Source organism: Streptomyces uncialis (genome assembly GCF_036250755.1).
Classification (GTDB): Bacteria; Actinomycetota; Actinomycetes; order Streptomycetales; family Streptomycetaceae; genus Streptomyces; species Streptomyces uncialis.
The window spans coordinates 6,768,523-6,793,933 of sequence record NZ_CP109583.1; the positions used below are offsets into that span (position 1 = coordinate 6,768,523).

Annotated in this window: 25 protein-coding genes; 10 read left to right on the top strand and 15 right to left on the bottom strand. The window is 72.5% G+C overall.

From position 1 onward, the window contains the following. Positions 1–65: 65 nt before the first annotated feature. The gene (gene ddaH, locus OG711_RS28315) at positions 66–884 is read left to right on the top strand and encodes a dimethylargininase (RefSeq protein WP_342748491.1); all 819 of its coding nucleotides are present in this window, start codon (positions 66–68) and stop codon (positions 882–884) included. Here ddaH and OG711_RS28320 read toward each other — a convergent pair. Further along, a complete protein-coding gene (locus OG711_RS28320; protein WP_266514776.1) occupies positions 881–1,903 on the bottom strand; it encodes a small ribosomal subunit Rsm22 family protein in 1,023 nt (340 codons plus the stop codon). The genes ddaH and OG711_RS28320 overlap by 4 nt on opposite strands. Before the next feature lie 148 nt (positions 1,904–2,051). On the opposite strand from OG711_RS28320, the gene OG711_RS28325 reads away from it, so the two are divergent. Next, entirely contained in the window at positions 2,052–3,110 is a 1,059-nt protein-coding gene (locus tag OG711_RS28325; RefSeq protein WP_329561263.1) for a hypothetical protein, read from the top strand. An 887-nt stretch (positions 3,111–3,997) separates the two neighbouring features. Here OG711_RS28325 and OG711_RS28330 read toward each other — a convergent pair. Genes OG711_RS28330 through OG711_RS28340 form a run of 3 tightly spaced genes read right to left on the bottom strand, consistent with a single transcriptional unit; the run spans position 3,998 to position 7,034 of the window. Continuing rightward, positions 3,998–4,825 carry a heme ABC transporter ATP-binding protein gene (locus OG711_RS28330; protein ID WP_329561265.1) on the bottom strand — a complete coding sequence of 276 codons (828 nt, stop codon included), beginning with the start codon at positions 4,823–4,825 and terminating at the stop codon, positions 3,998–4,000. Further along, positions 4,825–6,024, bottom strand: a complete 1,200-nt coding sequence (locus OG711_RS28335) for a FecCD family ABC transporter permease (protein WP_245876872.1) — start codon at positions 6,022–6,024, stop codon at positions 4,825–4,827. Before OG711_RS28335 ends, OG711_RS28330 begins: the two co-directional genes overlap by 1 nt. Continuing rightward, positions 6,021–7,034, bottom strand: coding sequence for a heme/hemin ABC transporter substrate-binding protein (locus OG711_RS28340; RefSeq protein WP_266514732.1), 1,014 nt, complete (start codon positions 7,032–7,034; stop codon positions 6,021–6,023). The genes OG711_RS28335 and OG711_RS28340 overlap by 4 nt, the downstream gene beginning before the upstream one ends. 130 nt (positions 7,035–7,164) lie before the next feature. On the opposite strand from OG711_RS28340, the gene OG711_RS28345 reads away from it, so the two are divergent. The 3 genes from OG711_RS28345 (at position 7,165) to OG711_RS28355 (ending at position 11,415) form a co-directional block, all read left to right on the top strand. Next, positions 7,165–8,658 carry an HtaA domain-containing protein gene (locus OG711_RS28345; RefSeq protein WP_329561269.1) on the top strand — a complete coding sequence of 498 codons (1,494 nt, stop codon included), beginning with the start codon at positions 7,165–7,167 and terminating at the stop codon, positions 8,656–8,658. A gap of 215 nt (positions 8,659–8,873) precedes the next feature. Next, positions 8,874–10,571, top strand: coding sequence for an HtaA domain-containing protein (locus OG711_RS28350; protein WP_329561271.1), 1,698 nt, complete (start codon positions 8,874–8,876; stop codon positions 10,569–10,571). 178 nt (positions 10,572–10,749) lie between these two features. After that, the gene (locus OG711_RS28355; protein ID WP_266514724.1) at positions 10,750–11,415 is read left to right on the top strand and encodes a PhzF family phenazine biosynthesis protein; all 666 of its coding nucleotides are present in this window, start codon (positions 10,750–10,752) and stop codon (positions 11,413–11,415) included. A 203-nt stretch (positions 11,416–11,618) separates the two neighbouring features. Here OG711_RS28355 and OG711_RS28360 read toward each other — a convergent pair whose 3' ends face one another. The 5 genes from OG711_RS28360 to map form a co-directional block, all read right to left on the bottom strand. Continuing rightward, entirely contained in the window at positions 11,619–12,272 is a 654-nt protein-coding gene (locus tag OG711_RS28360; protein WP_073791533.1) for a biliverdin-producing heme oxygenase, read from the bottom strand. Between the two features lie 268 nt (positions 12,273–12,540). Then, complete coding sequence (locus OG711_RS28365; RefSeq protein WP_329561274.1) at positions 12,541–13,545, bottom strand: transporter; 1,005 nt, start codon at positions 13,543–13,545, stop codon at positions 12,541–12,543. Then, a complete protein-coding gene (locus tag OG711_RS28370; RefSeq protein ID WP_329561276.1) occupies positions 13,542–14,435 on the bottom strand; it encodes an ABC transporter ATP-binding protein in 894 nt (297 codons plus the stop codon). The genes OG711_RS28365 and OG711_RS28370 overlap by 4 nt, the downstream gene beginning before the upstream one ends. Continuing rightward, the gene (locus tag OG711_RS28375) at positions 14,432–14,845 is read right to left on the bottom strand and encodes a GntR family transcriptional regulator (protein WP_329561278.1); all 414 of its coding nucleotides are present in this window, start codon (positions 14,843–14,845) and stop codon (positions 14,432–14,434) included. The genes OG711_RS28370 and OG711_RS28375 overlap by 4 nt, the downstream gene beginning before the upstream one ends. 202 nt (positions 14,846–15,047) lie before the next feature. After that, a complete protein-coding gene (map, locus tag OG711_RS28380) occupies positions 15,048–15,905 on the bottom strand; it encodes a type I methionyl aminopeptidase (RefSeq protein ID WP_266514716.1) in 858 nt (285 codons plus the stop codon). A 146-nt stretch (positions 15,906–16,051) separates the two neighbouring features. Between map and OG711_RS28385 the strand changes: the two genes are divergently transcribed. Continuing rightward, positions 16,052–16,285, top strand: a complete 234-nt coding sequence (locus OG711_RS28385; protein WP_073791519.1) for a hypothetical protein — start codon at positions 16,052–16,054, stop codon at positions 16,283–16,285. Between the two features lie 76 nt (positions 16,286–16,361). Here the strand turns inward: OG711_RS28385 and OG711_RS28390 are convergent, their stop codons facing one another. Next, positions 16,362–17,711 carry an MFS transporter gene (locus OG711_RS28390; protein ID WP_329564102.1) on the bottom strand — a complete coding sequence of 450 codons (1,350 nt, stop codon included), beginning with the start codon at positions 17,709–17,711 and terminating at the stop codon, positions 16,362–16,364. Positions 17,712–17,944: 233 nt separating this feature from the next. Then, the gene (locus OG711_RS28395; RefSeq protein WP_073791516.1) at positions 17,945–18,550 is read right to left on the bottom strand and encodes a hypothetical protein; all 606 of its coding nucleotides are present in this window, start codon (positions 18,548–18,550) and stop codon (positions 17,945–17,947) included. Between the two features lie 202 nt (positions 18,551–18,752). Here OG711_RS28395 and npdG point away from each other — a divergent pair, with 202 nt between their 5' ends. Both npdG and OG711_RS28405 read left to right on the top strand, forming a co-directional pair. Next, complete coding sequence (npdG, locus tag OG711_RS28400) at positions 18,753–19,475, top strand: NADPH-dependent F420 reductase (protein ID WP_073791515.1); 723 nt, start codon at positions 18,753–18,755, stop codon at positions 19,473–19,475. A gap of 234 nt (positions 19,476–19,709) precedes the next feature. Continuing rightward, positions 19,710–19,904, top strand: coding sequence for a hypothetical protein (locus tag OG711_RS28405; protein WP_399502481.1), 195 nt, complete (start codon positions 19,710–19,712; stop codon positions 19,902–19,904). 215 nt (positions 19,905–20,119) lie between these two features. Here OG711_RS28405 and OG711_RS28410 read toward each other — a convergent pair whose 3' ends face one another. The 4 genes from OG711_RS28410 to OG711_RS28425 form a co-directional block, all read right to left on the bottom strand. After that, positions 20,120–20,917: a site-2 protease family protein gene (locus OG711_RS28410; RefSeq protein WP_073791509.1), complete on the bottom strand. Its 798-nt coding sequence runs from the start codon at positions 20,915–20,917 to the stop codon at positions 20,120–20,122. A 164-nt stretch (positions 20,918–21,081) separates the two neighbouring features. Next, positions 21,082–21,915: a class I SAM-dependent methyltransferase gene (locus OG711_RS28415; RefSeq protein ID WP_329561285.1), complete on the bottom strand. Its 834-nt coding sequence runs from the start codon at positions 21,913–21,915 to the stop codon at positions 21,082–21,084. After that, the gene (locus OG711_RS28420) at positions 21,912–22,436 is read right to left on the bottom strand and encodes a hypothetical protein (protein ID WP_329561287.1); all 525 of its coding nucleotides are present in this window, start codon (positions 22,434–22,436) and stop codon (positions 21,912–21,914) included. The genes OG711_RS28415 and OG711_RS28420 overlap by 4 nt, the downstream gene beginning before the upstream one ends. Further along, entirely contained in the window at positions 22,360–23,271 is a 912-nt protein-coding gene (locus tag OG711_RS28425; RefSeq protein WP_329561289.1) for a helix-turn-helix transcriptional regulator, read from the bottom strand. The genes OG711_RS28420 and OG711_RS28425 overlap by 77 nt, the downstream gene beginning before the upstream one ends. A gap of 237 nt (positions 23,272–23,508) precedes the next feature. Between OG711_RS28425 and OG711_RS28430 the strand changes: the two genes are divergently transcribed. Beyond that, positions 23,509–23,637, top strand: coding sequence for a hypothetical protein (locus OG711_RS28430; RefSeq protein WP_329561291.1), 129 nt, complete (start codon positions 23,509–23,511; stop codon positions 23,635–23,637). 74 nt (positions 23,638–23,711) lie between these two features. Beyond that, on the top strand, positions 23,712–25,403 hold the full coding sequence (locus OG711_RS28435) for an albusnodin/ikarugamycin family macrolactam cyclase (protein WP_329564105.1): 1,692 nt from the start codon (positions 23,712–23,714) through the stop codon (positions 25,401–25,403). Positions 25,404–25,411: the final 8 nt, after the last annotated feature.

The following is a 25,411-nucleotide window of genomic DNA, read 5'->3' on the forward strand; positions in this document are numbered from 1 at the left end:
CCGCACCATGGGCAGCGTCGCCCCCGATCGGGACGGCATGAACCTGCGGTCGTGAGGAGCCCTCATTGCCCCGTCGCCACGCCACACCCCGGCGTTATCTCATGTGCCCACCGGCACACTTCAAGGTGACCTACTCCATCAATCCGTGGATGGACCCCGCCAAACCCGTCGATCTCCCGCTCGCCGTCGCCCAGTGGGAGGACCTGCGGGACCGGTACCGCTCCCTCGGCCACACCGTCGAGGTGCTCGAACCCCACCCCGAACTGCCCGACATGGTCTTCGCCGCCAACGGCGCGACCGTCGTCGACGGCCGGGTCCTCGGTGCCCGCTTCGCCTATCCGGAACGTGTCCCGGAGGCCGCGGTACACCTCGACTGGTTCCGGGACCACGGCTGGAGCGCCGTCCAGGAACCGCTGCACATCAACGAGGGCGAGGGCGACTTCGCCGTCACCGCCTCGTACCTCCTCGCCGGACGGGGCTTTCGCGCGAGCCCGCTGTCGCACGGCGAGGCCCAGGAGTTCTTCGGCCGCCCGGTCATCGGGCTCGATCTCGTCGACCCCCGCTACTACCACCTGGACACCGCGCTCGCCGTCCTCGACGACCGCGCGGACGACGTCATGTACTACCCGGGCGCCTTCTCACCGGGCAGCCGGGCCGTCCTGCGGCATCTGTTCCCCGACGCCCTGATCGCCACCGGACGTGACGCCGAGGCCCTCGGCCTCAACGCCGTCTCCGACGGCCGGCACGTCCTGCTCCCGCAAGCCGCCCTCGGCCTCCTCGACCCGCTGCGCGAGCGGGGCTACGAGCCCATCGGCATGGATCTGTCCGAACTGCTCAAGGGCGGGGGCAGCGTCAAGTGCTGCACCCAGGAGCTGCGGGGTTAGTCCTTCCCCGACCGCTCGCCGTCCTCCGGCGGCGGTGGCCAGGCGTCGCCCCAGTCCGTGTCCCGCGCGGACCGGTACAGGGGCCCATGGCGCTTGGTCACCGTCTCGCGGCGCAGCGCGCCGTCCGCGCCGCACAGTTCGAGCAGCACCTGGCCCTTGCGGATCTGCGGGCGCCGCACCACCCGCGCCGCCGCCGGTGAGCCGGGGAAACGGACCGCGGCCACGAAGCTGAACTTCTCGTCCTCGTACCCGAGCGAACCGCCCTTCACCTGGCGATGCAGGGACGAGCGGCTGACCCGGGCCGAGAAGTGGCACCAGTCCGCGCCCGGGACGATCGGGCACGCCAGGTCGTGCGGGCACGGGGCCAGCACCCGGAAACCCGCGGCGAGCAGCGCCCGCCGGGCCTCCAGCACCCGGGCGTAGCCCTCCGGGGTGCCCGGTTCCACGACGACCACCGCCTGCGCGGCGTCCGCCGCCGCGGCCACCACCGCCGTACGGTCCTCCTCGGTCAGCTCCCCGAGGACATAGCTGACGGTCACCAGGTCCGCGGGCGCCAGGACCAGCTCGGCGCCGATCCTCGCGCGCTGCCACCGGGCGGTGCGCAGGGCCGGGTTCGCGGCGGCGATCTCCGCGCCGAGGGTGAGCGCGGGCTGCGCCCAGTCGAGGACCGTGATGTCGCGGGGGCCCGCCCAGGTCGCGGCGGTGGCCCAGGTCGCGGCGCCGGTGCCGCCGCCCACGTCGGTATGGCTCGCGGGGGTCCAGCCGGGGGCCGCCGCCGCGAGCGCCGCCAGCGCGGTGCGGGCGGCCTCGAAGGTGGCGGGCATGCGGTACGCGGCGTAGGCCGCGACGTCCGGGCGGTCCCGCAGGACCGGGGCGGCGGTGGGGATACGGCCGCGGTACGTGGTGATCAGCCGTTCCACGGCCCGGGAGGCCTCCCGGGCGGGAAGCTCTGCGAGAAGGGTGTCCAGGGCGGTGCGCAAGGGAGCGGCACCGGTCGGGGACGCGGTCGGCTGGTTCACCCACGAATTGTATTCCCCTGTCACGGTACGGACCGCTCGCCCCGGTCGCCCCCGCGGCGCACCGCCCCGCCTCCCTCCGGGCCCGGCGTCCGGTCCGTCCACCGCCCGGTAGGGTTCGGGGCCGGGAAGGGGAAGGTGAAGGGGCCCGATGGAAGCAACGCCAGCAATCTCAGCAACTCCTCCGCCACGCCCGCGGGCGGCGACACGCCGGTTCCCCCGGCGCGCGACGGCGCGGGGACTCACCCCCTGGGCCGTACTGACCGCCCTGACGCTGACGGCGACGGGCTGTGTCACGGTGCACGGGGAACGCGAGATCATCCCCGCCGCGACCAAGGCCGAGGCGGACCGCGCGCTCGGGGACTTCCTCACCGCGTACAACAAGGCCGACCGGGCCAACGACCCCGCGCTGGACGAGGACCGGGTCACCGGCGCGCTCGGCGCGATCGACCAGGCCGGGCTGCGGGCCCGCCGGAGCATCGACCCGGACGGCGACCCGAACCGTTTGCCGCTGGAGCTGACGGACCGCCGGTTCACCGTCCCGAAGATGGCGGGCTGGCCCAAGTTCTTCCTGGCCGACACGGACTCCAACCGGGACCAGGACACCGACAAGAGCAAGGACACCCGCTGGGTGCTCGCCTTCACCCGGGGCGGACCGGACGCCGGCTGGAAGGCGGCGTACCTCACGGTCATGTCGCCCGGCCAGATCCCGGAGTTCCGCACCGACGGCGACGGCCTCGCGAGCGCGGTGCCGGTACGGGACAAGGAACTCGCGGTGCCGCCCGCGGAGTTGAGCGAACGGTACGCGACGTATCTCGACAAGGGCGGTCCCGACTTCGCGCCGGGCCCGCACACCACCGACTGGCGGGAGGAGCGGCGGCGGGGGGCGACCCGGCCCGGACTGTCCCGGCAGTACATCGACCAGCCGCTCGGCGACGGCGCGTACGCCCCGCTCGGGCTGCGGACCGAGGACGGCGGAGCGCTGGTGTTCTTCGCGACGCGGCACTACGAGAAGCAGACTGCGGCGAAGGGGCGTGACCTGCGGCTGGAGCCGCCGGTGCGGGCGCTGATGCGGGGTGCCGTCAAGCAGTCGGTGACCCTTGAACGGACCTCCAACCAGGCGGTACGGGTTTCCGTGCGGGGGGCTTCGGGGGGCGGGGTGCTCGTCCTGAGCCGTATCCAGGGCCTCACCGGAGCAAAGGGCGACTGACGGCCGGACCCCGACCGAGCCGTCCCTGGGTTCCCCATGCCGGGCGCACAAGTTCCTGTGCCGTCGCTCGTGGGTGCGCAGTTCCCCGCAGGTCGCCTTCGCTCGCGCCCCTGGGTCCGTCCGGCTGGCCGCGCTTGTTCCCGTACGGGTCGTTCGTGGGTTGCGCAGTTCCCCGCGCCCCTTGGGTGGCGCCTCTTGCGGTGGCTGTTCGCCTGCGGGTGGCGCCTGGTTGCTCGCGCAGTTCCCCGCGCTCCTGGGTCGTCCCGGGTGGGCGTCGCACGTCCTGTGCGGGTGGTCCGTGGGTGCGCAGTTCCCCGCGGGTCGCCTTCGCTCGCGCCGCTGGGTTTCCTGTGCTGGGCGCACTTGTTCCTGGGCCGTCGTTCGTGGGTTGCGCAGTTCCCCGCGCCCCTTGGGTAGCGCCTCTTGCGGTGGCTGTTCGCCTGCGGGTGGCGCCTGGTTACTCGCGCAGTTCCCCGCGCCCCTGAGGTCGCGCCCCTTGCTGCCCCCGCCCGACCGCGGGTCACCAGGGGGTGCCCAAAGGGGCGCGGGGAACTGCGCGAAACCCCGGACCACCCGCACAGAAACAAGTACACCCAGCGACGAGTACCCAGGGGCGCGAGGAACTGCGCACCCCCGGAGTACCCGCACAGGAACAGGTACGCCCCGCCGGGGAACCCTAGGGGCGCGAGGAACTGCGCACCCCCGGAGTACCCGCACAGGAACAGGTACGCCCCGCCGGGGAACCCCAGGGGCGCGAGGAACTGCGCACCCACGTCGGGCCCGTACGGGAACAAGTACGTTCAGCCGGACGGACCCAGGGGCGCAAGTGAAGGCGACCCGGACAGGGACACGTGCGGCCGCAGGGACGACCACGCCCCCCGGGAAGGCTATTCGCGGCGGGGGAAGACCAGCAGCGCCCCGGTCCGGGGATGGGGGAGTACCTCGACCGGCTGGCGGTAGACCTCCGTGAGGGACTCGTCCGTGAAGACCACCCCGGGCGCCCCGTCCGCCACCACCCGCCCGTCCCGCAGCACCGCCACCCGGTCCGCGTACGCCGCCGCGAGCCCCAGATCGTGCAGCACCACGACCACCGCGTCACCCGCCTCGGCCCGCCGCCGGCAGACCCCGAGTACCAGCTCCTGATGGCGCAGATCGAGCGCGGCGGTCGGCTCGTCGAGCAGCAGCAGCGATGTCCGCTGCGCCAGCACCCGCGCCAGCGCGACCCGCGCCCGCTCACCCCCGCTCAGCCCGGAGAACGCCCGCCCGGCGAAGTCCGTGACCTCGGTGGAGGCCATCGCCGCGGCGACCGCCTCGTCGTCCTCGTCCTCCCGCTCGGTCCCGGCCCAGGGCGCCCGTCCCATCCGTACGACGTCCTCGACGGGGAACGGGAACGACAGCGACGCGTCCTGCGGCAGCACGGCCCGGCGCAGCGCGAGTTCGGCGGCCGACCACGCGGCGGCGGGCCGTCCGGCGATCGTCACGGACCCCTCGTCGGGGGCCCGGTCCGCCGCGAGCGCGGCGAGCAGCGTCGACTTGCCGGCGCCGTTCGGCCCGACCAGCGCCAGCACCTCACCGGCCCGCGCCGTGACGCCGACCTCCGACAGCACGGGACGGGAGTCCAGCCGTACCGTCAGGTTCCGTGCCTCGGCCAGCACCTCGCCGGGGGCGACCGGCGCGGGCATGTTCCGTGTCCGTGACGCGAACAGGGACCTCATCACGCCCAGCCTCCTTGCTTGCGGCGGGTCCGGCGCAGCAGCCAGAAGAAGAACGGGCTGCCGAAGAGCGCGGTGAGCACCCCGAGCGGCAGTTCGGCGGGCGCGGCGACGGTCCGGGCGGCGAGGTCCGCGGAGACGAGGACCAGTCCGCCGCCCAGCGCGCTGCCGGGCACCAGGAAGCGGTGTCCCGGTCCCGCGGCCATCCGCAGCAGATGGGGGACGAGCAGTCCCACGAAGGTGATGACCCCCGCGACGGCGACGGCTGCCGCGGTGAGCAGCGCCACGACCAGGATCATGGTGATCCGCAGCCGCTCCACGTCCACACCCAGATGCCGGGCGGGGCGCTCACCGAGGGCCAGCAGATCGAGCTTGCGGGCCGACAGCGGGGCGACGAGCAGCCCGAGCAGCGCGCAGGGCAGGACCGCGAGCACCTTCGGCCAGGTGGCCTGGGAGAGCGAGCCGAGCTGCCAGAACGTGATCTGGGTGATCGCGGAGTTGTCGGCGAAGAAGACCGAGAGCCCGATCAGGGCGCCCGCGAACGCGTTGACGGCGATACCCGTGAGGATCAGGGTCACCACCTCGGTCCGGCCGCCCGAGCGGGACAGCGCGTACACGAGGCTGACGGTCGCGAGTCCGGCGATGAACGCCGCCGCCGTGACCGTCCAGTTGCCGAGGAAGGTGAGGCCGAAGGCGATGGCGACGACCGCGCCGACGGCCGCGCCCGCCGAGATGCCGATGACGCCCGGCTCGGCGAGCGGGTTGCCGAACACGCCCTGCATCAGGGCGCCCGCGCAGCCCAGCGACGCCCCGACGAGGAGCGCGAGGACGACCCGGGGGAGCCGGACGTTCCACAGGACGCTCTCACCGACCCGGTCGAGGGCCTGTCCGCCGAGTCCGATCCGGTGCCGGACGGAGGAGAGGACGTCCCCGATCGGGATGTCGTACGCGCCGGTCCCGGCGGAGACCAGGGCCATCACGAGCAGCGCCGCGATCAGCCCGGTGGTCAGCAGGGACGTGGTGCCGCGCCGCCGGGGGGCGGCCTGCGCCGGTGCCCCGCGTACCGGGTCCGGGGCGGGCGACGGGTCCGCCGCCGCTTCCTTCGTCGCTCCGTCCGCCGTCGCCGCGGACTTGGTGAGGGCGACGGCGCGGGGTTCCTCCGGGCCGTCGTCCGCCCGGTCGGGCCTGGCCAGGGTCGTCACTTCGCGGGACCCTTCGCGTAGAGCTGGTCCACCAGGCTCTGGAGGACCTGGTCGGTACGGGGACCGTAGTTGAGCATCACGCCGTCGTCGATGGAGACGATCCGGCGGTCCATCCCGGCGGGGGTCTCCGCGACCCCGGGGATCTTGACGAGTCCGTCGACACCGCCGACGGACTTCAGGCCCTTGGTCATCACGAGGACGGCGTCCGGCGCGGCCTTGGCGAGCGCCTCGCTGGTGATGGGGGTGAAGTCCTTCTTCAGTCCGGACGCCTTGCCCGCGTCGACCGCGCCCGCGGCCTCCAGCAGGGAGCTGGCGCCGGAGTCCCGGCCGCCCAGCAGATAGACGGACGCGGAACCGCGGACGTACAGGAAGGCGACCCGGGGCTTGTCCGCGTCCTTCGCGGGCGCCGGGATGTCCGCCTGGACCTTCCCGATCCGCTCCTGGGTACGGGCCGTCAGCTCGGCGCCCGAGTCCGGGACACCGAGGGTCCGCGCGACGGCCTCGATGCGCTTGTCCACGTCGTCGAGGCCCTTGGCCGCCTCGTAGACGACGAGGGGGATGCCCGCGTCACGGATCTGGTCGATCGCCTCGACCGGACCGCTGGTGGAGTCGGCGAGGACGACGGTCGGGCGCAGCGACAGCACGGATTCGGCGGAGACATCGTGCGCGCGGGTCACCACGGGCAGCTTCTCGGCCTGTTCGAAGGTCGCGGTGATGTCCTTGGCCACCACTTTTCCGCCGAGTCCGAGTGTGAAGACAATCTCATTCAGACTACCGCTCAGCGGGACGATCCGGCTGATGTCGGTGATCTCCACCGTGCGCCCGTCGGCGGAATCAACCGTGGCCGGAAGTCGCGGTTGTGGAGCCTTGGCCAGCGGTTCCACCCGGTCGGCGGCGGTCTTCGCGCGGGCCGTGGCCGGGGCGCCTGTGTCGTCCTGGGAGCCGCCGCAGCCGGTGAGGGCCAGGGCGAGGACGACGGTGAGGGCGCCTGCCAGTCGTGGGATGCGCACGAATACACCGTCCTGTCGTGCTGGTTGTGAGGTTCGGGTGACCGAAGGAGGTGACCGAAGGGTTCCGGCCAGGTCAGCCATAGTTTAGGTTAGCCTTACCTTAAATGACCAGGCCCAGGAAGGGGCATCGATGCTGTCCGGACGGGTTGCCCGTACCGCCGCCGCCACGGCGTGCTCGGCTCTCATGGGAGCGCTGCTGCTCCTGGCGTCGACCGCGCACGCGGCCGAGCGCACGGTGAACGGAGGCCGGCTGGACTGGGGCATCAAGTCCTCGTTCCAGCGATACGTCACCGGTCCGATCGCCCAGGGGAACTTCACCCTGCAAGGCGGTTCGGCGACCGTGGGCGCGGGCCAGTTCCGCTTCCACTCGGCGAACGGCACCTACGACCCGGACACCGGCGCCTTCCGCGCGGGCTTCTCCGGCGGGGTGCGGTTCACGGGCCACAAGAAGCCGAACGGTGACCTCCAACTGGATCTCACCATCTCACGCCCCACCGTCCGGATCTCCGGCGGTTCCGGCACCCTCTACGCCGACATGCTCAGCAAGGAGCTCAACACCGGCAAGGTGACCAACACCAGCCAGGTGCCGATGGCCTCGCTGAACCTGTCCGGTGTCGACATGCGCGGCGGCGGCAGCCCGGTCGCCCTCAACGGCATCCCCGCCACCCTCACCGCCCAGGGCGCCAAGGCGTTCGCCGGTTACTACACCGCCGGTACCGCCCTCGACCCGGTGAACCTCTCCGCCGATGTCGCCGCCGCGGCCACCCGGCCCGCGCCGGAGCCGTCCCAGGAGACACCGCCGCCCGGCAAGAAGGACGAGAAGGCCGACAAGGACAAGGCCGGCGCGGACAAGAAGGACGAGAAGAGCGAGAAGGACGGCAAGGGCGACAAGAAGCCCGCGGCCGGACGCATCGAGGACGCGGCCGTCGACTGGGGCGTGCGCCGCACCTTCCGCGAGTACGTCAACGGCTCCATCGCCAACGGCGAATGGAAGCTGACCGACGGCGCCCAGGACGGCGGCGCGCTCTTCCGTTTCCCCGAGGGCAAGGGCACCTACGAGAAGAAGGCGCTCGACGCCACCTTCACCGGCACCGTGCGCTTCTCCGGCGACCAGGGTCTCGACCTGACGTTCAGCAGGGTCGCCGTGACCACCAAGGGAGCCAAGGGCACCCTGTTCGCGGATGTGAAGAACTCCGCCTTCCACGACGCCAAGGTCCCGCTGGTCACCTTCGACACCGCCGCGCTGAAGACCTCCGGCGGCCTCGTCACCATCACCGAGGCCCCGGCCGAACTGACCGCCCAGGGCGCCAAGGCGTTCGGCGGGATGTACAAGGCCGGTACGCGGATGGACCCCGTCTCGCTCGCCGTCGCCCTCGACACCAAGGCCGAACTGCCCGCGCTGCCCGACCTCGGCAGTGACCCCTCACCCAGCCCCGCCCCCGAGAAGTCCGCCGAGGCCACCCCCGCCGACCAGGGCGACAAGACCGAGAAGGCCGCCGCCGCCGAGGACTCGTCGGGCTTCCCGGCCGTCCCCGTCGCGATCGGCGCGGGTGTGCTGCTGCTCGCCGCGCTCGCCTTCTGGTTCGTCCGCTCCCGTCGCGCCGGGACCACCGACGCCGGCTGACCCGGACACCCTGACCCCTTGACCTCTTCCCCGCGCGAGGACGCGGCCCCCGGCCGGGGGCCCGCGCACCCGGCCCCGGGCCGCACCGGCCCCGGCCGCGGTGCCCGGGGCCGTCGCCGTACGGTCCGCGTCCGCGCACCCACCACACAACAGCCGTCCGGGCGGGCCCTCCCCCCCCGGCCCCCCGGACCGGCCCTCACCTAGGAGAACGGATCATGGCAGTTCCCCGCCGCCGCCCGACATCACTCGCGGTCTGCGCCGCGACAGCGGTGACCCTCGGGGCCACCGCGCTGGCCCTGCCCGCCGTCGCCGCCCCCGCCGCCCCGTCCGCCCCCGCCGCGCCGCCGATCGGGCTGGGGGAAGGCACCCTGGACTGGGGCTTCAAGGAGACGTTCCGCAAGTACCTGGTCGGGCCGATCGGCAACGGCAAGATCACCGCCGCCGAAGGCGCCCGGCAGGCCGCCGGGAACGGCCCGTTCACCTTCACGGACGGCACGGGCACCTACGACATGGGCAACCACGCGACGAACACCGCGTTCAAGGGGTCCGTCCACTTCGAGGGCCATGCCGGCGTCCTCGACATCAAGCTCTCCGACGTCAAGGTGAAGACCACCCGGACCGACGGCACGATCAGCGCGGACGTGACGACGAAGAAGGACGGCAGGACCACCACCGACCAGGACGTGGTCCTCGCCGATCTGAGTCTCACGGGCGTCCGGCCCGGTTCGGGCCCGGGTGGCGCGATGGTCTTCAAGGACATCCCCGCCAAGCTGACGTCCGGCGGCGCCAAGGCGTTCCAGAACTTCTACCAGGCGGGTGCCGTACTCGACCCCGCCACCCTCACCGTCACCTCCGAGTCCTCCGGCACCCCCACCGGTACCCCGACGGGTACACCGACCGGTACCCCCACGGGCACCCCCACCGGCACGCCGACGGGTACGCCGACCGGCACTCCCACGGGCACCCCGACCGGCACTCCCACAGGGGGCCCGACCAGTACGCCGACGGGCCCCTCGCCCGAGCCGACCGACGACCCGACCGACGACCCGACCGATGAGCCGACGGACGGGCCCGGTGAGCCCGGTGAGCCCTCCACGCCCGGCGAGGAAGGGCCGGTCGGAGAGGTCGTCGACGGCAAGCTGTCGTGGGGCCTCAAGGAGTCCTTCCGCTCCTACATCAAGAGCGGCGGCTCCATCAATCTGTCCGAGACCGCCACCGACAACGGCAACGGCTTCGACTTCCCGTTCGCCTCGGCCGAACTCGACCCCGAGGCGAAGACGCTGGACGCGTCCTTCAACGGCACGGTGCAGTTCCTCTTCCTGAGCCACACGATCGACATGGCGTTCACCGACGTCAAGATCAAGGCGAACGGCTCCAAGGGCACGCTCGTCGTCGATGTGATCACCCCGCAGCGGACCAGCGACGACGTGGAGTTCGCCACGCTGGACCTGTCCGGGGTGTCGTACCGCCCGACGAACGACGTCCTGCTGCTCGACAAGGTGCCCGCCAAGTTCACCGCGGACGGGGCGAAGCAGTTCGCCAACGACACGGTGGGATCGATCTACCAGCCGGGGATGGAGATCGACCCGGTCACCGTCGCGCTCGCGCTGTCCGACGACGTGGAGCTGCCCAGCGGCTCCGGCGGCTCGTCCTCCGGCGGGAGCGAGGGCAGCGGGTCCGCCGGCGGCGGCGCCGGTGGCTCGGCGGGCGGGTCCGTCGGCGGCGGGTCGGTCGGCGGGGGTTCCGCGGGCGGTTCCGTCGGCGGGGGCTCCGCCGGTGGCTCGGCCGGAGGGTCGCTCGCGGCCACCGGTGCGGGGCTCCCGACGGGGTCGCTGCTCGCCGGGGCCGGAGCCGTCGTCGCGGCCGGGGCGGCCGTGGTGATCGGCGTGCGGAGGCGTACGACGGCGCAGTGAGCCTGACGGGGCGTCGGGACCCGCGCCGTGCGCGGAGTTCCCCGCGCCCCTGGGTTCTCACCCGCGGTCATGGTTGTCCCCCGGGCGGGCCCCACGGGTGCGCGGTTCGCCGCGCCCCGCGGGGCCCGCCCGTGGACGTGGCTGTTCGGGTGCGGGGGTGGGCGGGCACAATGCTGCGGTGACCCAACTCGACGTACTACGAGTCTTCTGCGGACCGGACGGTGGCCGCGGCAATGAGCTGGGCGTCGTCCGGGACGGCGCACCGGTGCCGCGGGAGGCGTCCCGCAGGCGTATCGCCGGGAAACTCGGGTTCAGCGAAACCGTGTTCGTGGACGATCCCGAACGCGGCCAGATCGACATCCACACCCCGAGCCTGCGGCTGCCGTTCGCGGGACACCCGTGCGTGGGCGCCGCGTGGCTGCTGGACGTGCCCGAACTCGTCACCCCGGCGGGCGTCGTGGGGGCGCGTCAGGACGGGGAGTTCTCGTGGATCGAGGCGCTGCCCGAGTGGGCGCCGGAACGCACGCTGAGGCAGTACGCCTCGGCGGCCGAGGTGGACGCGCTGGAGGTCCCGCCGCCCGGTGAGTGGATCTACGCCTGGGCCTGGGAGGAAGAGGCCGCGGGGCGGATCCGGGCGCGGGCGTTCCCCGGCCGGGACGACGGGGTCCGCGAGGACGAGGCGACCGGCGCGGCGGCGCTGCTGCTCACCGCGGAACTCGGCCGCGCGCTCAACATCCGCCAGGGGCTGGGCTCCCAGATCCTGACCGCGCCGCAGCCGTACGGCTGGGTGGAGGTCGGCGGGCGGGTCCGGCTGACGCATTCGGGGCTGCCGCTGCCCCGCTGACGTACGGGTGACGCCCGCCGCCGACCCGCCCCCGGAACTCCGGGGCCGGGTCGGCGGCGGGCGGACGTCGGACCGGCGGCCGGGCGGGTCGACCGCTGGGCGGTCCAGGCGCCGGGCCGGTCAACGGCTGGGCGGATCGGGCACCCGGTCCGATCAGGCACTGGTCCGGTCGGGTACTGGGTGGTGCAGGGGTGCCGGTCCGATCAGGCGCTGAGGGGGAACTCCTCGCCCAGCGCGTGGAACACGGCGGTGTTCAGCGCGAACGCCCGCTTGCACTCGGCCACGATCCGCTGCTTCTCCAGGTCGTCGGCGGCGACACCGTCGAGGAGTTCGCGGTAACCGCGCTTGAACGCGGCCGGGTTGGTGATCTCGTCGAAGACATAGAACCGCACGCCGTCGCCCTTGCGGGCGAAGCCCCAGGTCTTCTCGGCCCGGTCACGGATGATCTGGCCGCCCGACAGATCACCGAGGTAACGCGTGTAGTGGTGGGCGACATAGCCCGCGGGCCACTCGCGCACACACTCCTCGACGCGCTCCGCGTAGGCGCGGGTCGCGGGCAGCGCGACCAGGCCCTCCTGCCAGGACGGACCGCGCAGATGGGCGAGGTCACGCTCCAGGGCCGTGCTGCGCATCAGCTCGGGCTGGATGAAGGGACCGGCGACCGGGTGGTCGCGCAGGGACTCCGCACCGGCCTCCAGCGCGCGATAGACGAACCAGAGCTGCTCGGTGTAGCGCGCGTAGGCGTCCACCCCGAGCTTTCCGCCGAGCATGTCGCTCATGAACGACGAGCTCTCCGCTTCGGTGTGCGCGTCCTGCGACGCGGTGCGGATGAGGGTGGAGAACGGCGGCGTGTCCATGGGACCTCCGGGTGCCGAAGGGGGGCGGGGCTGCACCGATCATCTATGGTTAGGCTTACCTAAGTCAACAGCTTTCCGACAGGCTGTCGGGAAAAATATACCCGGAGAGCGGACCGGTGTGCCCCGATCCGGGGAATCCGGCCCGCTCCCGTACCTCTCCCGCCCCGCCGCGACCCGGTTCCACGGCGGCCGCAGACCCGGCCCTGAGGCGGCTTTCGGCCCTGCGGCAGCCGTACCCTCCACCGCGTCCGCTGGCCCAGGGCGGCCGTCAGGACAGCCGTCGGCGCAGCCACCACAAGCCCGCCGCGGCCGGCAACCCCGCGAGGGCGAGGTACAGCGCCGTCTCCAGCAGCTGGAACGTCCAGTACCGGTCGCCCGGCTGGTACTCCACCTCCACCCGCAGGCCGGCCTGCTCAAGGCACTTCCCCTGGGACGTGGGGCCGCTGTCCGCGCAGACCTCCGCCCCGGTCGCGGGCACCCCGTCCGGGGTCAGTGCCGGGGACCGGCCGGACGTCACCCACGCCCCGGCCATCTCCACGATCACGTCCATCCGGGCGTTGTCGCCGGAGCCGCGCGACTGGAGCCCCATCCCCGTGATCCCCTTCTCCAGCCCCGCCGGACCGGCCACCCGCAGCGTCCTGGTCTCCGGCGGCATCAGATGCGGGCGCACCGCCAGCGGGACGAGGATCTGTGCGGCGGCGACCACCGCCAGCGTCACCGCCATCGCGGGCAGGGTCCGGCGGACCAGCAGCCCGGCGCACACTCCCACGGCGAACGCGAAGGCCGCGTACCCGAAGGGCACGACCCCGCGGACCTCGAAGACCAGCGGGGTGAACCGCTCCTGCGTGATCGCGTCGATCGGACGGGCCCACCAGGTCACCATCAGACCCAGCAGCCCCGTGGTGAGCACCGCGAAGCCGCCGACCGTCAGCATCCGGACCATCAGCCAGCGGGTCCGGGTGACGCCCTGGTTCCAGATCATCCGGTGCGTGCCGCTCTCCAGCTCACGGGCCACCAGCGGGGCGCCCCACGCCATCCCCAGCAGCCCCGGCACGGCGATCAGCGCCGCCCCCACCGCGGAGACCATGGTCTGCTGCTGCCGCACGAACTCGTTCAGCGAGTCGCCGCAGCCGCCCGCGCACCCCGCCCGGATCTCGTCCAGACCGTCCCGCATCCCGATTCCCGTGATCAGCAGGAACGCCGCCACGACGCCGAGCAGCGCCAGGGTCACCAGCAACGGGACACGGAACTGCCGCCAGGTGAGCCAGATCATGAGCGGGCCTCCTGCCGGGACGCCGCCGGGGCCGCGGTGTCCCGCGCCGCCATATGGACGAGGACCAGGTCCTCCAGCCCTATCGGCTCCATCCGCCAGGCCGGATCACGCAGCTCGATCATCGACCGGACGACGAAGGTGCTCTGCCGCTCGGTGTGCTGCGCCTGGACGACCGTCAGCTCCCCGGGCAGCGAACCGGGGTCCCGGCGCGCGGTGGTCAGCCGGAAGTGGGTGGCGAGCAGCTCGTCCACGTCCCCGGCGAGCCGTACCCGCGAGCCCACCAGGGTGATCAGATGGTCGCAGGTGCGCTCCAGGTCGGACACCAGATGCGAGGAGAGCAGCACCGAGATCCCGTGCTCGGCCACGTACGCCATCAGCGCCTGGTGGAACTCCCGCCGCGCCAGCGGGTCCAGCGCGGCCACCGGTTCGTCCAGGATCAGCAGCTCGGGGCGTTTGGCGAGGGCCAGGGCGAGCGCCAGCTGGGCCCGCTGGCCGCCGGACAGCCGCCCCGCGCGCTGCGCCGGGTCGAGACCCGTGGCGTCGATCCGGGCCCGCGCCAGCGCGGCGTCCCAGCCCGCGTTCAGCTTGGCGCCGAGCCGCAGGTGCTCGGCGACCGTCAGCCCCTTGTACACCGGGCTGTCCTGGGCGACGAAGCCCACCCGGGCGAGCTGTGCCGGGCCGGAATCGGGGCGTCCGCCGAGCACCGACAGGGTGCCCGAGGTCGGGGTGAGCAGCCCGCACGCCAGCTGTAACAGGGTCGACTTCCCGGCGCCGTTGGGGCCGACCAGGCCGACCACCCGGCCCTCGGGGACGCTCAGCGTGCACTCGCGCAGCGCCGTCCGCCGTCCGTAGCGCTTGGTCAGCCCGCGGGCTTCGAGGACCGCCGTCATCGCACCGCCCCGTCCGGAGTACCCGGCTGACCGGCCGCCCTGGCCCGCAGCGCGGTCAGGACCAGCGCCTCCACGCTCTCGTCGGCCAGTCCGGCGGCCCGGGCGCGCACCAGCCAGTCGTCCAGTTCGCGGCGCAGCGCCTCGTACTCGGGGTGCGCGGTGTCGTCGAGCGTGCGGGTCACGAAGGTGCCGACGCCCGGCCTGGGCGCCACCAGACCCTCGTACTCCAGCTCGCGGTACGCCTTGAGCACGGTGTTCGGGTTGACCGCGACCTGCGTGGCCACGTCCTTGACGGTCGGCAGCCGGTCGCCCTCGGCCAGTACCCCGAGGCGCAGCGCGCGGTGCACCTGCTGGACGAGCTGGCGGTAGGGGGCCACTCCCGACCGTGCGTCCAGATGGAACTCGATCATGCGTTTCCCTATTCATCTAGGTGGCTAGCACTTTAGGACTCTAGGGCTTTCAGGCTCGGGTTGTCCTGAGAACGGCATGAGAAAACCCGCCCCCGGCTCGGGGGCGGGCTCATCGGTGCGTGTGCGGCCATGCGTGGCCGCGCTGGGCGTGCGCGGTGGGTGGCCCGTGCGTACGGCCGGGCCGGACCGGGGCCGGGGTCGGCTACGGGAGGGTGAGGATCTCCGTACCCGTGTCGGTGACGACGAGCGTGTGCTCGAACTGGGCGGTCCGCTTGCGGTCCTTCGTCACGACCGTCCAGCCGTCGTCCCACATGTCGTACTCATGGGTGCCGAGCGTCAGCATCGGCTCGATGGTGAACGTCATGCCCGGCTGGATGACGGTCGTGGCGTGCGGGCTGTCGTAGTGCGGGACGATCAGGCCGGAGTGGAACGACGAGTTGATGCCGTGCCCCGTGAAGTCCCGTACCACCCCGTACCCGAACCGCTTGGCGTACGACTCGATGACCCGGCCGATCACATTGATCTGCCGTCCCGGCCGGACCGCCTTGATCGCCCGGTTCAGCGACTCCCGGGTCCGCTCCACCAGCAGCCGCGACTCCTCGTCCACGTCGCCGACGAGATACGTGGCGTTGTTGTCGCCGTGCACCCCGCCGATGTAGGCGGTGACGTCGAGGTTGACGATGTCGCCGTCGCGCAGCACCGTCGAATCGGGGATGCCGTGGCAGATCACCTCGTTGACGGAGGTGCACAGCGACTTCGGGAAGCCCCGGTACCCGAGCGTCGAGGGGTAGGCGCCGTGGTCGCACATGTACTCATGGGCGACCTTGTCCAGCGCGTCGGTGGTCACTCCCGGCGCGATGACGCTCGCGGCCTCCGCCATCGCCCGCGCGGCGATACCGCCCGCGATCCGCATCCGCTCGACGGTGTCGGCGTCCTGGACCTCGGGACCCGTGTACGGGGTGGGGGCGGCCTTGCCCACGTACTCGGGGCGGGTGATGTGTCCCGGGACGGCGCGGGGGGCGGAGAGTTCCCCGGGGACGAGCAGCGACTGGGCAGACATGTCAACGAGTGTAGCCAGCCCGGATGGGGCAACATGGCCGCTGTGGGCTTCCCGGGACCGGGGAGCCGGACGCCACCCGCCCGCCGCCGCGGACCCGAGGCGACGCGCGGGGGCACCCAGGACGCACAGGACGCAAAGGATTCGACATGGCGCTGTTCAAGAAGCGGGCGGCCGGCAAGCCGGGGGAGTGGTACTACTGCCTCGTCCATCAGAAGGTCGAGGAGGGCCCGGAGTGCCCGGCCAAGGACCGTTTCGGGCCGTACGCGAGCCGTGAGGAGGCCCAGCACGCGATGGACACCGCCCAGGAGCGCAACCAGGAGTGGGAGAACGACCCCCGCTGGCACGACGCGGCGGCGCGCGGCGAGGACGACGACCGCTGACCCCGGGCCGCCGGGCGGGAACGGGGCGGGGGCGGGGGTCCGTCCGGGACGGGGGAAGGCCGGTCGGGAACGGGGGTCAGGCCCCGGCCGACGGTGAGCCCTCGGGAGCCGCTTCGGGGGATTCCGCGGAGGACTCCTTCTCCGCCCGGCGGCGCCGCGCGTCGGGGTCGGTCTCCGCGTCGTAGGCGATCAGTTTCGGCAGGACCGCCGCCAGCAGCGCCACCGAGGCCACACAGGCGAGCCCGCCGGACCAGAACGCGGCCCGGGTGCCGGTCCAGCTCGCCATCGCGCCCGCCCGGACCTGGCCGAGCTGCGGACCCACGCTGTAGGAGAGCACCTCTATACCCGCGAGCCGCCCCCGCAGCCCCTCCGGGATCGTCTGGTTCCAGATGGTGCTCCGGCCCAGTCCGCTGATCATGTCGCCCGCCCCGGCGACCGCCAGACACGCCAGCACGGGCCACACCGAGTCGAACCAGCCCGCCGCCGCGATCGCCAGCCCCCACACGGTGGCGCCCGCGACCACCAGCAGTCCATGGCGCCGGGTCCGCGACAGCCAGCCGCTGGTCAGGCCGATCAGCAGCGAACCGACGGCGCCCGCCGCGTACATCAGCCCGAGCGACCACTCCGCGTCCAGCTCGTCCGCGAGGAACGGGAAGATCGCGTGCGGGAACGCGAAGAACATCGCCGCCAGGTCGATCGCGTACGTCCCGAGCAGCACCGGACGCGACCAGGCGTACCGCGCGCCCTCCGCGAGTCCCCGCAGCGACGGTTTGGGCGCGCCCTCGGACGGCGGCGCCGCTCCGAGTCCCCGGCACATCAGCACGGACACCGCGAACGTCACCACCGTGATCCCGTACGCGGGCGCGCTGCCCGCGAACGCCACCACGACCCCCGCCAGCGACGGGCCCGCGATCTCGCCGGCCTGCCAGCGCAGCGCGTTCAGCGCCGCCGCCGCGGGCAGTTGGTCGTGCGGGACGATCCGGGCCATCAGCGAGTCGAGGGCCGGGCGCTGGAGTCCGGTGAGCGCGGCGACCCCCGCCGCCACCAGGTACAGCGGCCACAACAGCGGTTCCGGCAGCAGCGCGTTGACCAGCAGCACCGCCGCGAGCACCCCGAGGCCCGCCTCCGTCGCGATGATCACCTTGCGCCGGTCCACGGCGTCGGCGAGCGCCCCGCCGTACAGCCCGAAGACGATCAGCGGCACCAGCTCGACGGCGCCCATCGCACCCACCGCGAGCGGCGACCCCGTCAGATCCTTGATCTGCAACGGCAGCGCGATCAGGGCCATCGCGGCCCCGATGTACGTGATCAGGCCCTGGGTCCACAGCAGCCGGAAGTCCCGGGAGGACCGCCAGGGGGAGAGGTCGGGCAGCAGACCGCGCGCTCCGGTGGCACGGGCCGGGGGAGCGGGCTCCCCCCGTTCGATGGGGTCAGCGGTCACGGAAGGGCATTTTCCAGCCGCCCGCACCCCGCTGCCAACCGGTTTTCCCGCTGCCGACCGGTCACCGGGAGGCGGGCCCGGTCGCGGCGGTGGCCGACCGGCTTCCCCGCTGCCCCCGCGCTGCCCACTCCCCACGGCCCGGCCCGGCGCTCTGCCCACCGCTCTGCCCGGCGGCCTGTCGGTGACCGGAGGCGTTCAGCCGTGGTGGCCGGGGCCCGTCACCAGCGGGTGGGCGGCGGGGTGGTGAGGCGGTCGGCGAGCCGGGACAGCCGGTCGCGCAGCCGGTGCGGTGCGCGCGGGGCGGGCAGACTCGCCTCCCCGGCCGCCGCGCTCACCAGATGCTGCACCGTGTCGAGCGACAGCTCCGGATCGGTGGGCGCCGTCAGCCACTCATGGGCCAGCGACGTCAGCTCCGTGTCCCCCGCCGACAGCGCGAGGACCGTCGCCCCGGCCCGCCGGGCCCCGTGCACCCGTTCCAGCAGGCCCTCACCGGGTGCCCCGGGCGCGACGACGAGCAGCGTCTCACCCCGCCGCACCGCCTCGATCCGGGCGAGGCCCACCGCGAGATGCGCCGCCGTGCCCCCGGGCGGTACCCGGTGACGCACCAGCGTCGGGGCCAGCTCCGGGGTCCCCGACCACGCCGCCTCGTCCACCAGGTGCGCCGCCAGATGCCACGGCTCGTACTCCTCCGTCCCCACCAGGAGGAGCCCGCCCCCGCGCGGCACCACGGAGGACCGCAGGGTGCCCGCGAACCGGCGGGTGGCACCCAGCCACTCGGTCCCGGCGAGCACGTCCCGCAACATCGCGACTCGTACGGCGTCCATGGCCTCGCATGATGCCCCAATCCGCCGTACCGGCGGCGGAGGTTCACCCCGATTCGCCGGGGGCGCACGGATGTTCGGGACCGCCCCGGACGCCCGCCCCACGCGCCCCGCCCTGCGCACAGGACCCGCCCGAACGCCACCACCACCCGGGGTGAGGGATGCCACGCCGCGCGAGTGGATCACCGGCGCATAAGGTCGGGGCATGACTTCTTCCGACAACGCGCAGCCCGGTCCGCCGCCCGCGAAGGCCCCCGCCAAGGACCCCTGGGAGCTGCCCGACGTGTCCGGCCTCGTCGTCGGCGTCCTCGGCGGCACGGGCGACCAGGGCCGTGGCCTCGCCTACCGGCTGGCCCGCGCGGGCCAGAAGGTGATCATCGGTTCCCGGGCCGCCGACCGCGCCGCGAGCGCCGCCGCCGAGCTGGGCCTCGGTGTCGAGGGCGCCGACAACGCCGAGTGCGCCCGCCGCAGCGACATCGTGATCATCGCCGTCCCCTGGGACGGCCACGCGGCGACCCTGGAGTCCCTGCGCGACGAACTGCGCGGCAAGATCGTGGTCGACTGCGTCAACCCGCTCGGCTTCGACAAGAAGGGCGCCTACGCCCTCAAGCCCGAGGAGGGCAGCGCCGCCGAGCAGGCCGCCGCGCTGCTCCCCGAGTCCCGCGTCACCGCCGCCTTCCACCATCTGTCGGCCGTGCTCCTCCAGGACGCGTCGATCGAGGAGATCGACACCGATGTGATGGTCCTCGGGGAGGCCCGCGCCGACACCGACACCGTGCAGGCGCTCGCCGCCCGCATCCCCGGGATGCGGGGCGTGTTCGCAGGCCGGCTGCGGGGCGCCCACCAGGTCGAGTCGCTCGTCGCCAACCTGATCTCCGTCAACCGCCGCTACAAGGCCCACGCGGGCCTGCGGGTCACGGACGTCTGAGCCGCAGGCCACGGAAGTCCGGCGCCCGGCGGCAGCGACGTCCGGCGCCGGAGGTCACAGAAGTCCGTTCAGGGGCGGGCCCGACGCGTCCGGCGGGCACCCGGGGCCCTGGAGCAGAGACTTCGGGGACCGCGGAACGGACCTGCCCGGAACCGGCCGGGCGGGCGCCGGGCGGCGGCGGCCATGGGGGACACTGGGACGACCGCGCAGTGTCCCCCGACAGGAGCCGACCCCATGTCCCGCCTCGCCCTCTTCGCCCTTGTGGTGTGCCTGCTGTCCGTCACCGCCGCGGTGGTGTCGTTCGCCAACGGAAGCTGGCTCGGTGTCGTCTGGGTCCTGCTCACGGGGCTGTCGTCCAACATGGCCTGGTACTACTTCCGGCGCGACCGGCTCCGGGCCCGCACCGCGGCGGGGCCCCAGGCCCGCTGACCCGGGACCGCCGCTCCCGGCGCTCCGGAGGACGTGTCACGGACGACGTGACCGGGGTGACGTGACCGGACGCCGGGTCCGGGACGCCGGGGCACCGGGCGCCGCACCCGGCCCGGCCCCGGTTCGCGGCCGGTTCGGGAACACCGTCGCGGCAGGCTCGCGCGCGGGCCGCACAGCCGTCCCGTGCCCAGGGTTCACGGCAGGCCCGGGCCGCCTCACCCGGCCTCGCAGACCGGGTTCGCCTCCCGCCAGAACCGGAACAGGTCGTACCCGCAGTAGCGCTCCAGGTCCCCGACCCCCAGTGAGCCCAGCAGCACGTCGACCATGTCGAAGAAGACGCGGTTCACCTCGGGAATCCACAGCACCGCGAAGACGAACAGCAGCCCGAACGGCGCGAACGGCTCCACCTGCCGCCGCACCTTGTACGACAGCCACGGCTCGATGACGCCGTACCCGTCGAGGCCCGGCACCGGCAGGAAGTTCAGGATCGCCGCGGTGACCTGGAGCAGCGCGAGGAAACCGAGCGCGTACCGGAAGACCGGCGGCACCCCGTCCAGCAGGCCCAGCCAGAACGGGGCCGTGCACACCACCGCGAACAGGACGTTGGTCAGCGGGCCCGCCGCCGAGATCAGACTGTGCTTCCAGCGGCCCTGGATGCGGCCCCGCTCGATGAAGACCGCGCCACCCGGCAGACCGATACCGCCCATGATCACGAAAAGCACCGGCAGCACGATGCTCAGCAGCGCGTGCGTGTACTTGAGCGGGTTCAGCGTCAGATAGCCCTTGGCCCCGACGGAGATGTCACCGCTGTGCAGCGCCGTCCGCGCGTGGGCGTACTCGTGCAGACACAGCGAGACGATCCACGCGCCCGTCACGAACAGGAACACGGCGAGACCCGGCTGCGCGGCGAAGTCCGTCCAGGTCGCCCATCCGGCGACCGCGGTCACGGCGACGATCCCGAGGAACACGGGACTGATCCGGCGGTCCCCGCGAGGAATGCTGGCGGTGGTCATCTCACATGGCTCCTGGGGACGGGGACAGTACGGTCACGACGACAGCGGGCCCGCGGCCCGGCCACCGGCCCGCGGCGCCACCCGCCACCAGCGGCCCGCCGACCGTACCCGCCCACCACGAAAACGTCTCGCGGCGGGGCGGGAGTTCCGGGACGCCGGGTCGTCTACGTCCGGGCCTGCCGCGCCCCCCGGCACACGAGCACCCCGGCCAGGCAAGTGACGCGGAACGCGCCCTCGGCCCGGATCGTCTCCTGGACCCGCTCACGGGCACGCCCCACGGTTTCCAGGAACGGGACGCCCATCCGGTCCGCCCAGGCCTCGTACGAGGCCAGGTGGGCCACCACCGGTTCGGCGTCGGTCACCGCGATCACCCCGGGCAGGAGGATCGTACGGATGTCGCCGAAGACCGCGCCGAGGACCGTCGGCGCGTCCTCCAGGGTGAACCGGGCGGACAGCCGCACCCGGTCCGGCCCTTCCGGAGTACCCAGCACATCACCGGCGGCCCGCTTCCACAGGCTCTCCAGTTCCCGTTTGTCGGTCACGCTGTTGGTGGAGACGATCGCCACGCCGCCGGGCGACAGGACCCGGCCCAGTTCGCGCACGGCCCGGGCCTGGTCGTCGGCGTGGTACAGCATGTGCGGCGCGAGGGCCGCGCCGAGGGCTCCACCGGCGAAGGGAAGCTGCTCGGCGTCCGCGACGACGGCTCCCGGAACGCCCGCGAGGATGCCCTGCGAGATGTCCACGGGAACCAGCGGCAGGTCGGGCCGCTCCTCCCGCACCCGTGCGGTGAACCTCCCGTTGCCGCAGCCCACGTCCGCGACAGGGCCTCCTACGCCGGCCAACTCGCGCACGACGATGCCCGGCAGGTCGTGGCGCGGGGTCTGCCACTGATAGAGGGACTGGCGAGCGGCCAGATGCCGGCCTGTGCCGTACGCCTTGGTGGACAGCAGGCCCCGGTCGGTGACCAGGGCGTCGTCGTTCGCGGGCTGGGTGGTCATCGCGGCTCCGTGGGACGGCTGACGGGAGCGGGACGGTCGGTCATCTCACGGACACGCTCACGAAGACCGATCACCGACCGGGTGTCACGGTACGGTCCGCTGCCCAGGAGCGTGGCCAGATTGCGAAGCCTGATGGTGATGCTGGCGGTGTACTCCTCGGCACCGAGCACCTCGGAGAGTTCCGCGTCGGCTCCTTCCACCTCACCGCTCGCGAGGTAGGCGGTGGCCAGATCCAGATGTGCGGCGTGCAGATCGCCGGAGGAGCGGTCTCCTTCCGGCCCTGCCTGGTACAGCTCCACCGCGCGGTTGGACGCGGTGATCGCCAGCTGAACCTGCTCGCGCCCCCCGACCGTCAGCAGGGTGGTTCCGGCGTAGGTCCATTGCTTCGCCTCGGGAAACGAGAAGACCCCGGCCAATTCATCCCGTTCCGCAGCGCTGCGCGCTTCATGGGCAAGCGCGAGCGAGCGCAACGCCTCGTGCCTGTCGCCCCGGGCCGCCAGGGCCCGTGCCTCCAGGCTCACTCAGTAGCCGGGCCTTGATCGTCCCTGTGCCTGGGCCCCGGCCCTTCTCCCGCCCTGCCCGGGCAAGATCTGCCGCCCTCCCGTGCTCTCCCGCCCAGTAGGCGGCCAGTGACTGGAACGATCGCGCCCAGGACCCCAGCGTCGAGTGTTCTGCGATCTCCGCGCACTGCACCACGGTACGAGCATGGGTGGAAGCCGAGGAGCGGTCGCCGAGATCGAGCGACACATGTGCCGCGAGGCCGCACAACCAGCCCGCGACCACATACAGATGCTGTGTCTGGCCGGGGCGCTGGCGTCCTTCGAGCAGCCGGAACACCTCCGTACGCACCGAGCGGATCTCCGGGATCAGCAAGGACAGCGGCCGACTGACAAAACCCTCTGAGAGTCGTGCCACGTCAGCGTCGAACTGTTCCAGCACAAGAGCGTTGACGTTGGTCTCCGCAGCGTATCGGGCAAGCCGGGAGGACAGCTCCGTGTCGGTGGAGAAACCGCGCACATCGTCTGTGCGCCCCGGTGCGGAAGGCGCGCCCCTCCGCCCGGCAGGCTCCTTTGGGCACAAGCCCAGCTCTACCTCGCCGGATACCTGAAACACCGCGCACAAGGCCGCCCTGTACTCACCGGAGGGCCAGGTGATCGCCCCGCGTTCGAGACGGGAGATCCAGTTCGCGTCAAGGTCCGGGTTCCGTCCCGTGGCTGTTTGGACCTGCGCACAGACGCGCTCCGCGACCTGTGCCTGAGTCCAACGCCGCTCGTGTCTGAGCCTTCGCAGGCTCTCGTTCGCCATCATCCCGCCGTCCGCTGGTCGAGTCGGGGCGCCGGAAAGCCTAGCGGGCATCGAGCCTTGCGAGTGCCTGCGATGTGCCTTGCGATATGCCCTGTTGGGCTTCTGCGCACCGGAGTTGACTGAGGTGCGTTCCCCGATCGGACAGTCCCGGTACCAGGCGGCCTTTGTATGGCGGACACGCTCAAGGCGCTGTCTGGAGGTTGTGGATCAACGCGCCTGGGAGATCGCACCATCACGGCGAGAACAGTGTCGCCCCGTGAGCGAGGAAGGAAAGGAGGTGAAGACGTTATGGCGGTAACCCCCCGGCTCGACACCGAGACGGACGACGAGATCGTGGTCCTGGAGGACGCGACGCTCCTGACAAGGGGCAACACCACCAACAGCGTGGAGAGCAAGCGTTCCCCGTACACCGGCTGACAGCACGGCGGCGGCACCCCACCCTTGAGATGCCGCCGCACCCTTCCCAGGCTCGAAAGCATGGAGATGATCACATGGGCTGGTTCGGTGGAGCTGTCGGCCCACCCGGTACGACCCGCACTCCCGTCGGTGCCCGGTTGATGTGGCCGGACTCCCAAGTCTGGACGGTCGCGACCTCGGTGCGTGCGTCAAGGACAGCGAACGGGCGACGGCTCGCGGTGTTCGGTCCGTGCGCCGCTGCGGACGCGGAACTGAACCGGCTGGTCGAGTCCGTCGGCATGAACGATCTTGACGCCGCGGCGACCGCGTGGCCTGGCGCGTACGCGCTGGTCCTGGATGATGGGAAGGGCACTCTGACCCTGTGGGCCGATCCGGCCGGCGCTTGCCCTCTCTATACCGCCCAGGTGAACGGGACAGCCATGTGGGCGTCCAGTTCGATGGCGCTCGCCTCACTGCTCGGCGGCAAGCCCGACACCGCTTGGCTAGCTGCCCACCTGGCGTCTCCGACCGAGTGGGTTCCCGGCCGCTCGGCCTGGTCCGGCGTCGAACAGGTCCCGCCCGGATGCAGGTGGACAGCAACCACCGAGGGCGTCTCCGCCAGTGCTCCGTACTGGCGGTCACGCACCTGCACCCGGTCCGAGGCTGTGGACCGGTTGCGCGAGGACATCGCGGGCGGTGTCCGCGTCCGAGTGGACGGACGGCCGACGTCCTCGGACCTGTCCGGCGGCCTGGACTCAAGTTCCCTCGCCGCTCATGCCGCCCGGCGCGGCACGGTCACCGGGATCACCTACCACCCGACCGGGAGGGACACCGGCGGCGACGCTGACCACGCCCGTATGGTGGCTCGCGCCTTCCCGTCCATCCGGCACCGTTTCATGCCCCTGGGCCGGGAGCACCTGCCCTTCACGGACCTTGACGCGCTCGTCCTCACGGACGAGCCCGCCCCCTCCACTATCACCATCGCCCAACTCTTTTCCCAATTCGTCATGTTGGTATCCGAGGGTGCCTCAGTTCATCTGACCGGAGACGGCGGTGACACCCTGTTCATGCCGCCCCCGGTCCACTTCGCGGATCTTGCCCGCTCAGGGCGCGTCCTCCGGCTGGCCAGAGACGCTCAGTCATGGGCCCGCCTCAACCGGGCGAGCCCCTGGCCGGCCCTGGCCGCAGCCTGGAGAACGCCCGGACGCCTGAGTGGCACCCTGCCGAAGCCATGGCTGAGCGGTCACACCACCGACATGGCCGAGGCTGTCATCGCGCCCCACCCCCTGCCGGTCCTGGGTCACGCTGACCGCTACCTCCTGGCCGAAGCCCGGTATGTGGGCCGCACAGCCGCGGCGGAGAGCCAGCTGGCCACCGCGTTCGGTATCGAGATGCACAACCCGTACACCGATGCCCGTCTTGTAGAGGGGGTGTTGGCCGCCCCCTCCCTGGACCGATGGTCGGCTCACCGGTACAAGCCTCTGCTGGCCGACGCCGTCAAGGACCTCTTGCCGGAGGAAGTGGTACAGCGTGGTGCCAAGGGCCTGTTCGCGGTGGATCACCACCATGGCCTCCGCGCCAACGAGGCGCGCGTCCTGGACCTCGCAGACGGCCACCTCGGAGATCTCGGGCTCGTCCGCCCTGCGGTCCTGCGTTCGCTCCTCCGCCGCGCCATGCTCGGCGTGGACATCCCGTGGGGATTGATCGAGCCCGTCCTGGGCGCTGAGCTGTGGCTCCGGATCTCTGGAACTGCCACCCGCCACGTTCGATGGGAGGAGACAGCGTGAGGAACCCG

What these genes read in the sequence shown, in the direction of transcription:
- OG711_RS28325 (WP_329561263.1), top strand. Translation starts at nt 2,052, where the DNA reads ATGGAAGCAACGCCAGCAATCTCAGCAACTCCTCCGCCACGCCCGCGG.
- OG711_RS28330 (WP_329561265.1), bottom strand. Translation starts at nt 4,825, where the DNA reads ATGAGGTCCCTGTTCGCGTCACGGACACGGAACATGCCCGCGCCGGTC.
- OG711_RS28345 (WP_329561269.1), top strand. Translation starts at nt 7,165, where the DNA reads ATGCTGTCCGGACGGGTTGCCCGTACCGCCGCCGCCACGGCGTGCTCG.
- OG711_RS28350 (WP_329561271.1), top strand. Translation starts at nt 8,874, where the DNA reads ATGGCAGTTCCCCGCCGCCGCCCGACATCACTCGCGGTCTGCGCCGCG.
- OG711_RS28360 (WP_073791533.1), bottom strand. Translation starts at nt 12,272, where the DNA reads ATGGACACGCCGCCGTTCTCCACCCTCATCCGCACCGCGTCGCAGGAC.
- OG711_RS28365 (WP_329561274.1), bottom strand. Translation starts at nt 13,545, where the DNA reads ATGATCTGGCTCACCTGGCGGCAGTTCCGTGTCCCGTTGCTGGTGACC.
- OG711_RS28370 (WP_329561276.1), bottom strand. Translation starts at nt 14,435, where the DNA reads ATGACGGCGGTCCTCGAAGCCCGCGGGCTGACCAAGCGCTACGGACGG.
- OG711_RS28375 (WP_329561278.1), bottom strand. Translation starts at nt 14,845, where the DNA reads ATGATCGAGTTCCATCTGGACGCACGGTCGGGAGTGGCCCCCTACCGC.
- map (WP_266514716.1), bottom strand. Translation starts at nt 15,905, where the DNA reads ATGTCTGCCCAGTCGCTGCTCGTCCCCGGGGAACTCTCCGCCCCCCGC.
- OG711_RS28385 (WP_073791519.1), top strand. Translation starts at nt 16,052, where the DNA reads ATGGCGCTGTTCAAGAAGCGGGCGGCCGGCAAGCCGGGGGAGTGGTAC.
- OG711_RS28395 (WP_073791516.1), bottom strand. Translation starts at nt 18,550, where the DNA reads ATGGACGCCGTACGAGTCGCGATGTTGCGGGACGTGCTCGCCGGGACC.
- npdG (WP_073791515.1), top strand. Translation starts at nt 18,753, where the DNA reads ATGACTTCTTCCGACAACGCGCAGCCCGGTCCGCCGCCCGCGAAGGCC.
- OG711_RS28405 (WP_399502481.1), top strand. Translation starts at nt 19,710, where the DNA reads ATGTCCCGCCTCGCCCTCTTCGCCCTTGTGGTGTGCCTGCTGTCCGTC.
- OG711_RS28410 (WP_073791509.1), bottom strand. Translation starts at nt 20,917, where the DNA reads ATGACCACCGCCAGCATTCCTCGCGGGGACCGCCGGATCAGTCCCGTG.
- OG711_RS28415 (WP_329561285.1), bottom strand. Translation starts at nt 21,915, where the DNA reads ATGACCACCCAGCCCGCGAACGACGACGCCCTGGTCACCGACCGGGGC.
- OG711_RS28425 (WP_329561289.1), bottom strand. Translation starts at nt 23,271, where the DNA reads ATGCCCGCTAGGCTTTCCGGCGCCCCGACTCGACCAGCGGACGGCGGG.
- OG711_RS28430 (WP_329561291.1), top strand. Translation starts at nt 23,509, where the DNA reads ATGGCGGTAACCCCCCGGCTCGACACCGAGACGGACGACGAGATCGTG.
- OG711_RS28435 (WP_329564105.1), top strand. Translation starts at nt 23,712, where the DNA reads ATGGGCTGGTTCGGTGGAGCTGTCGGCCCACCCGGTACGACCCGCACT.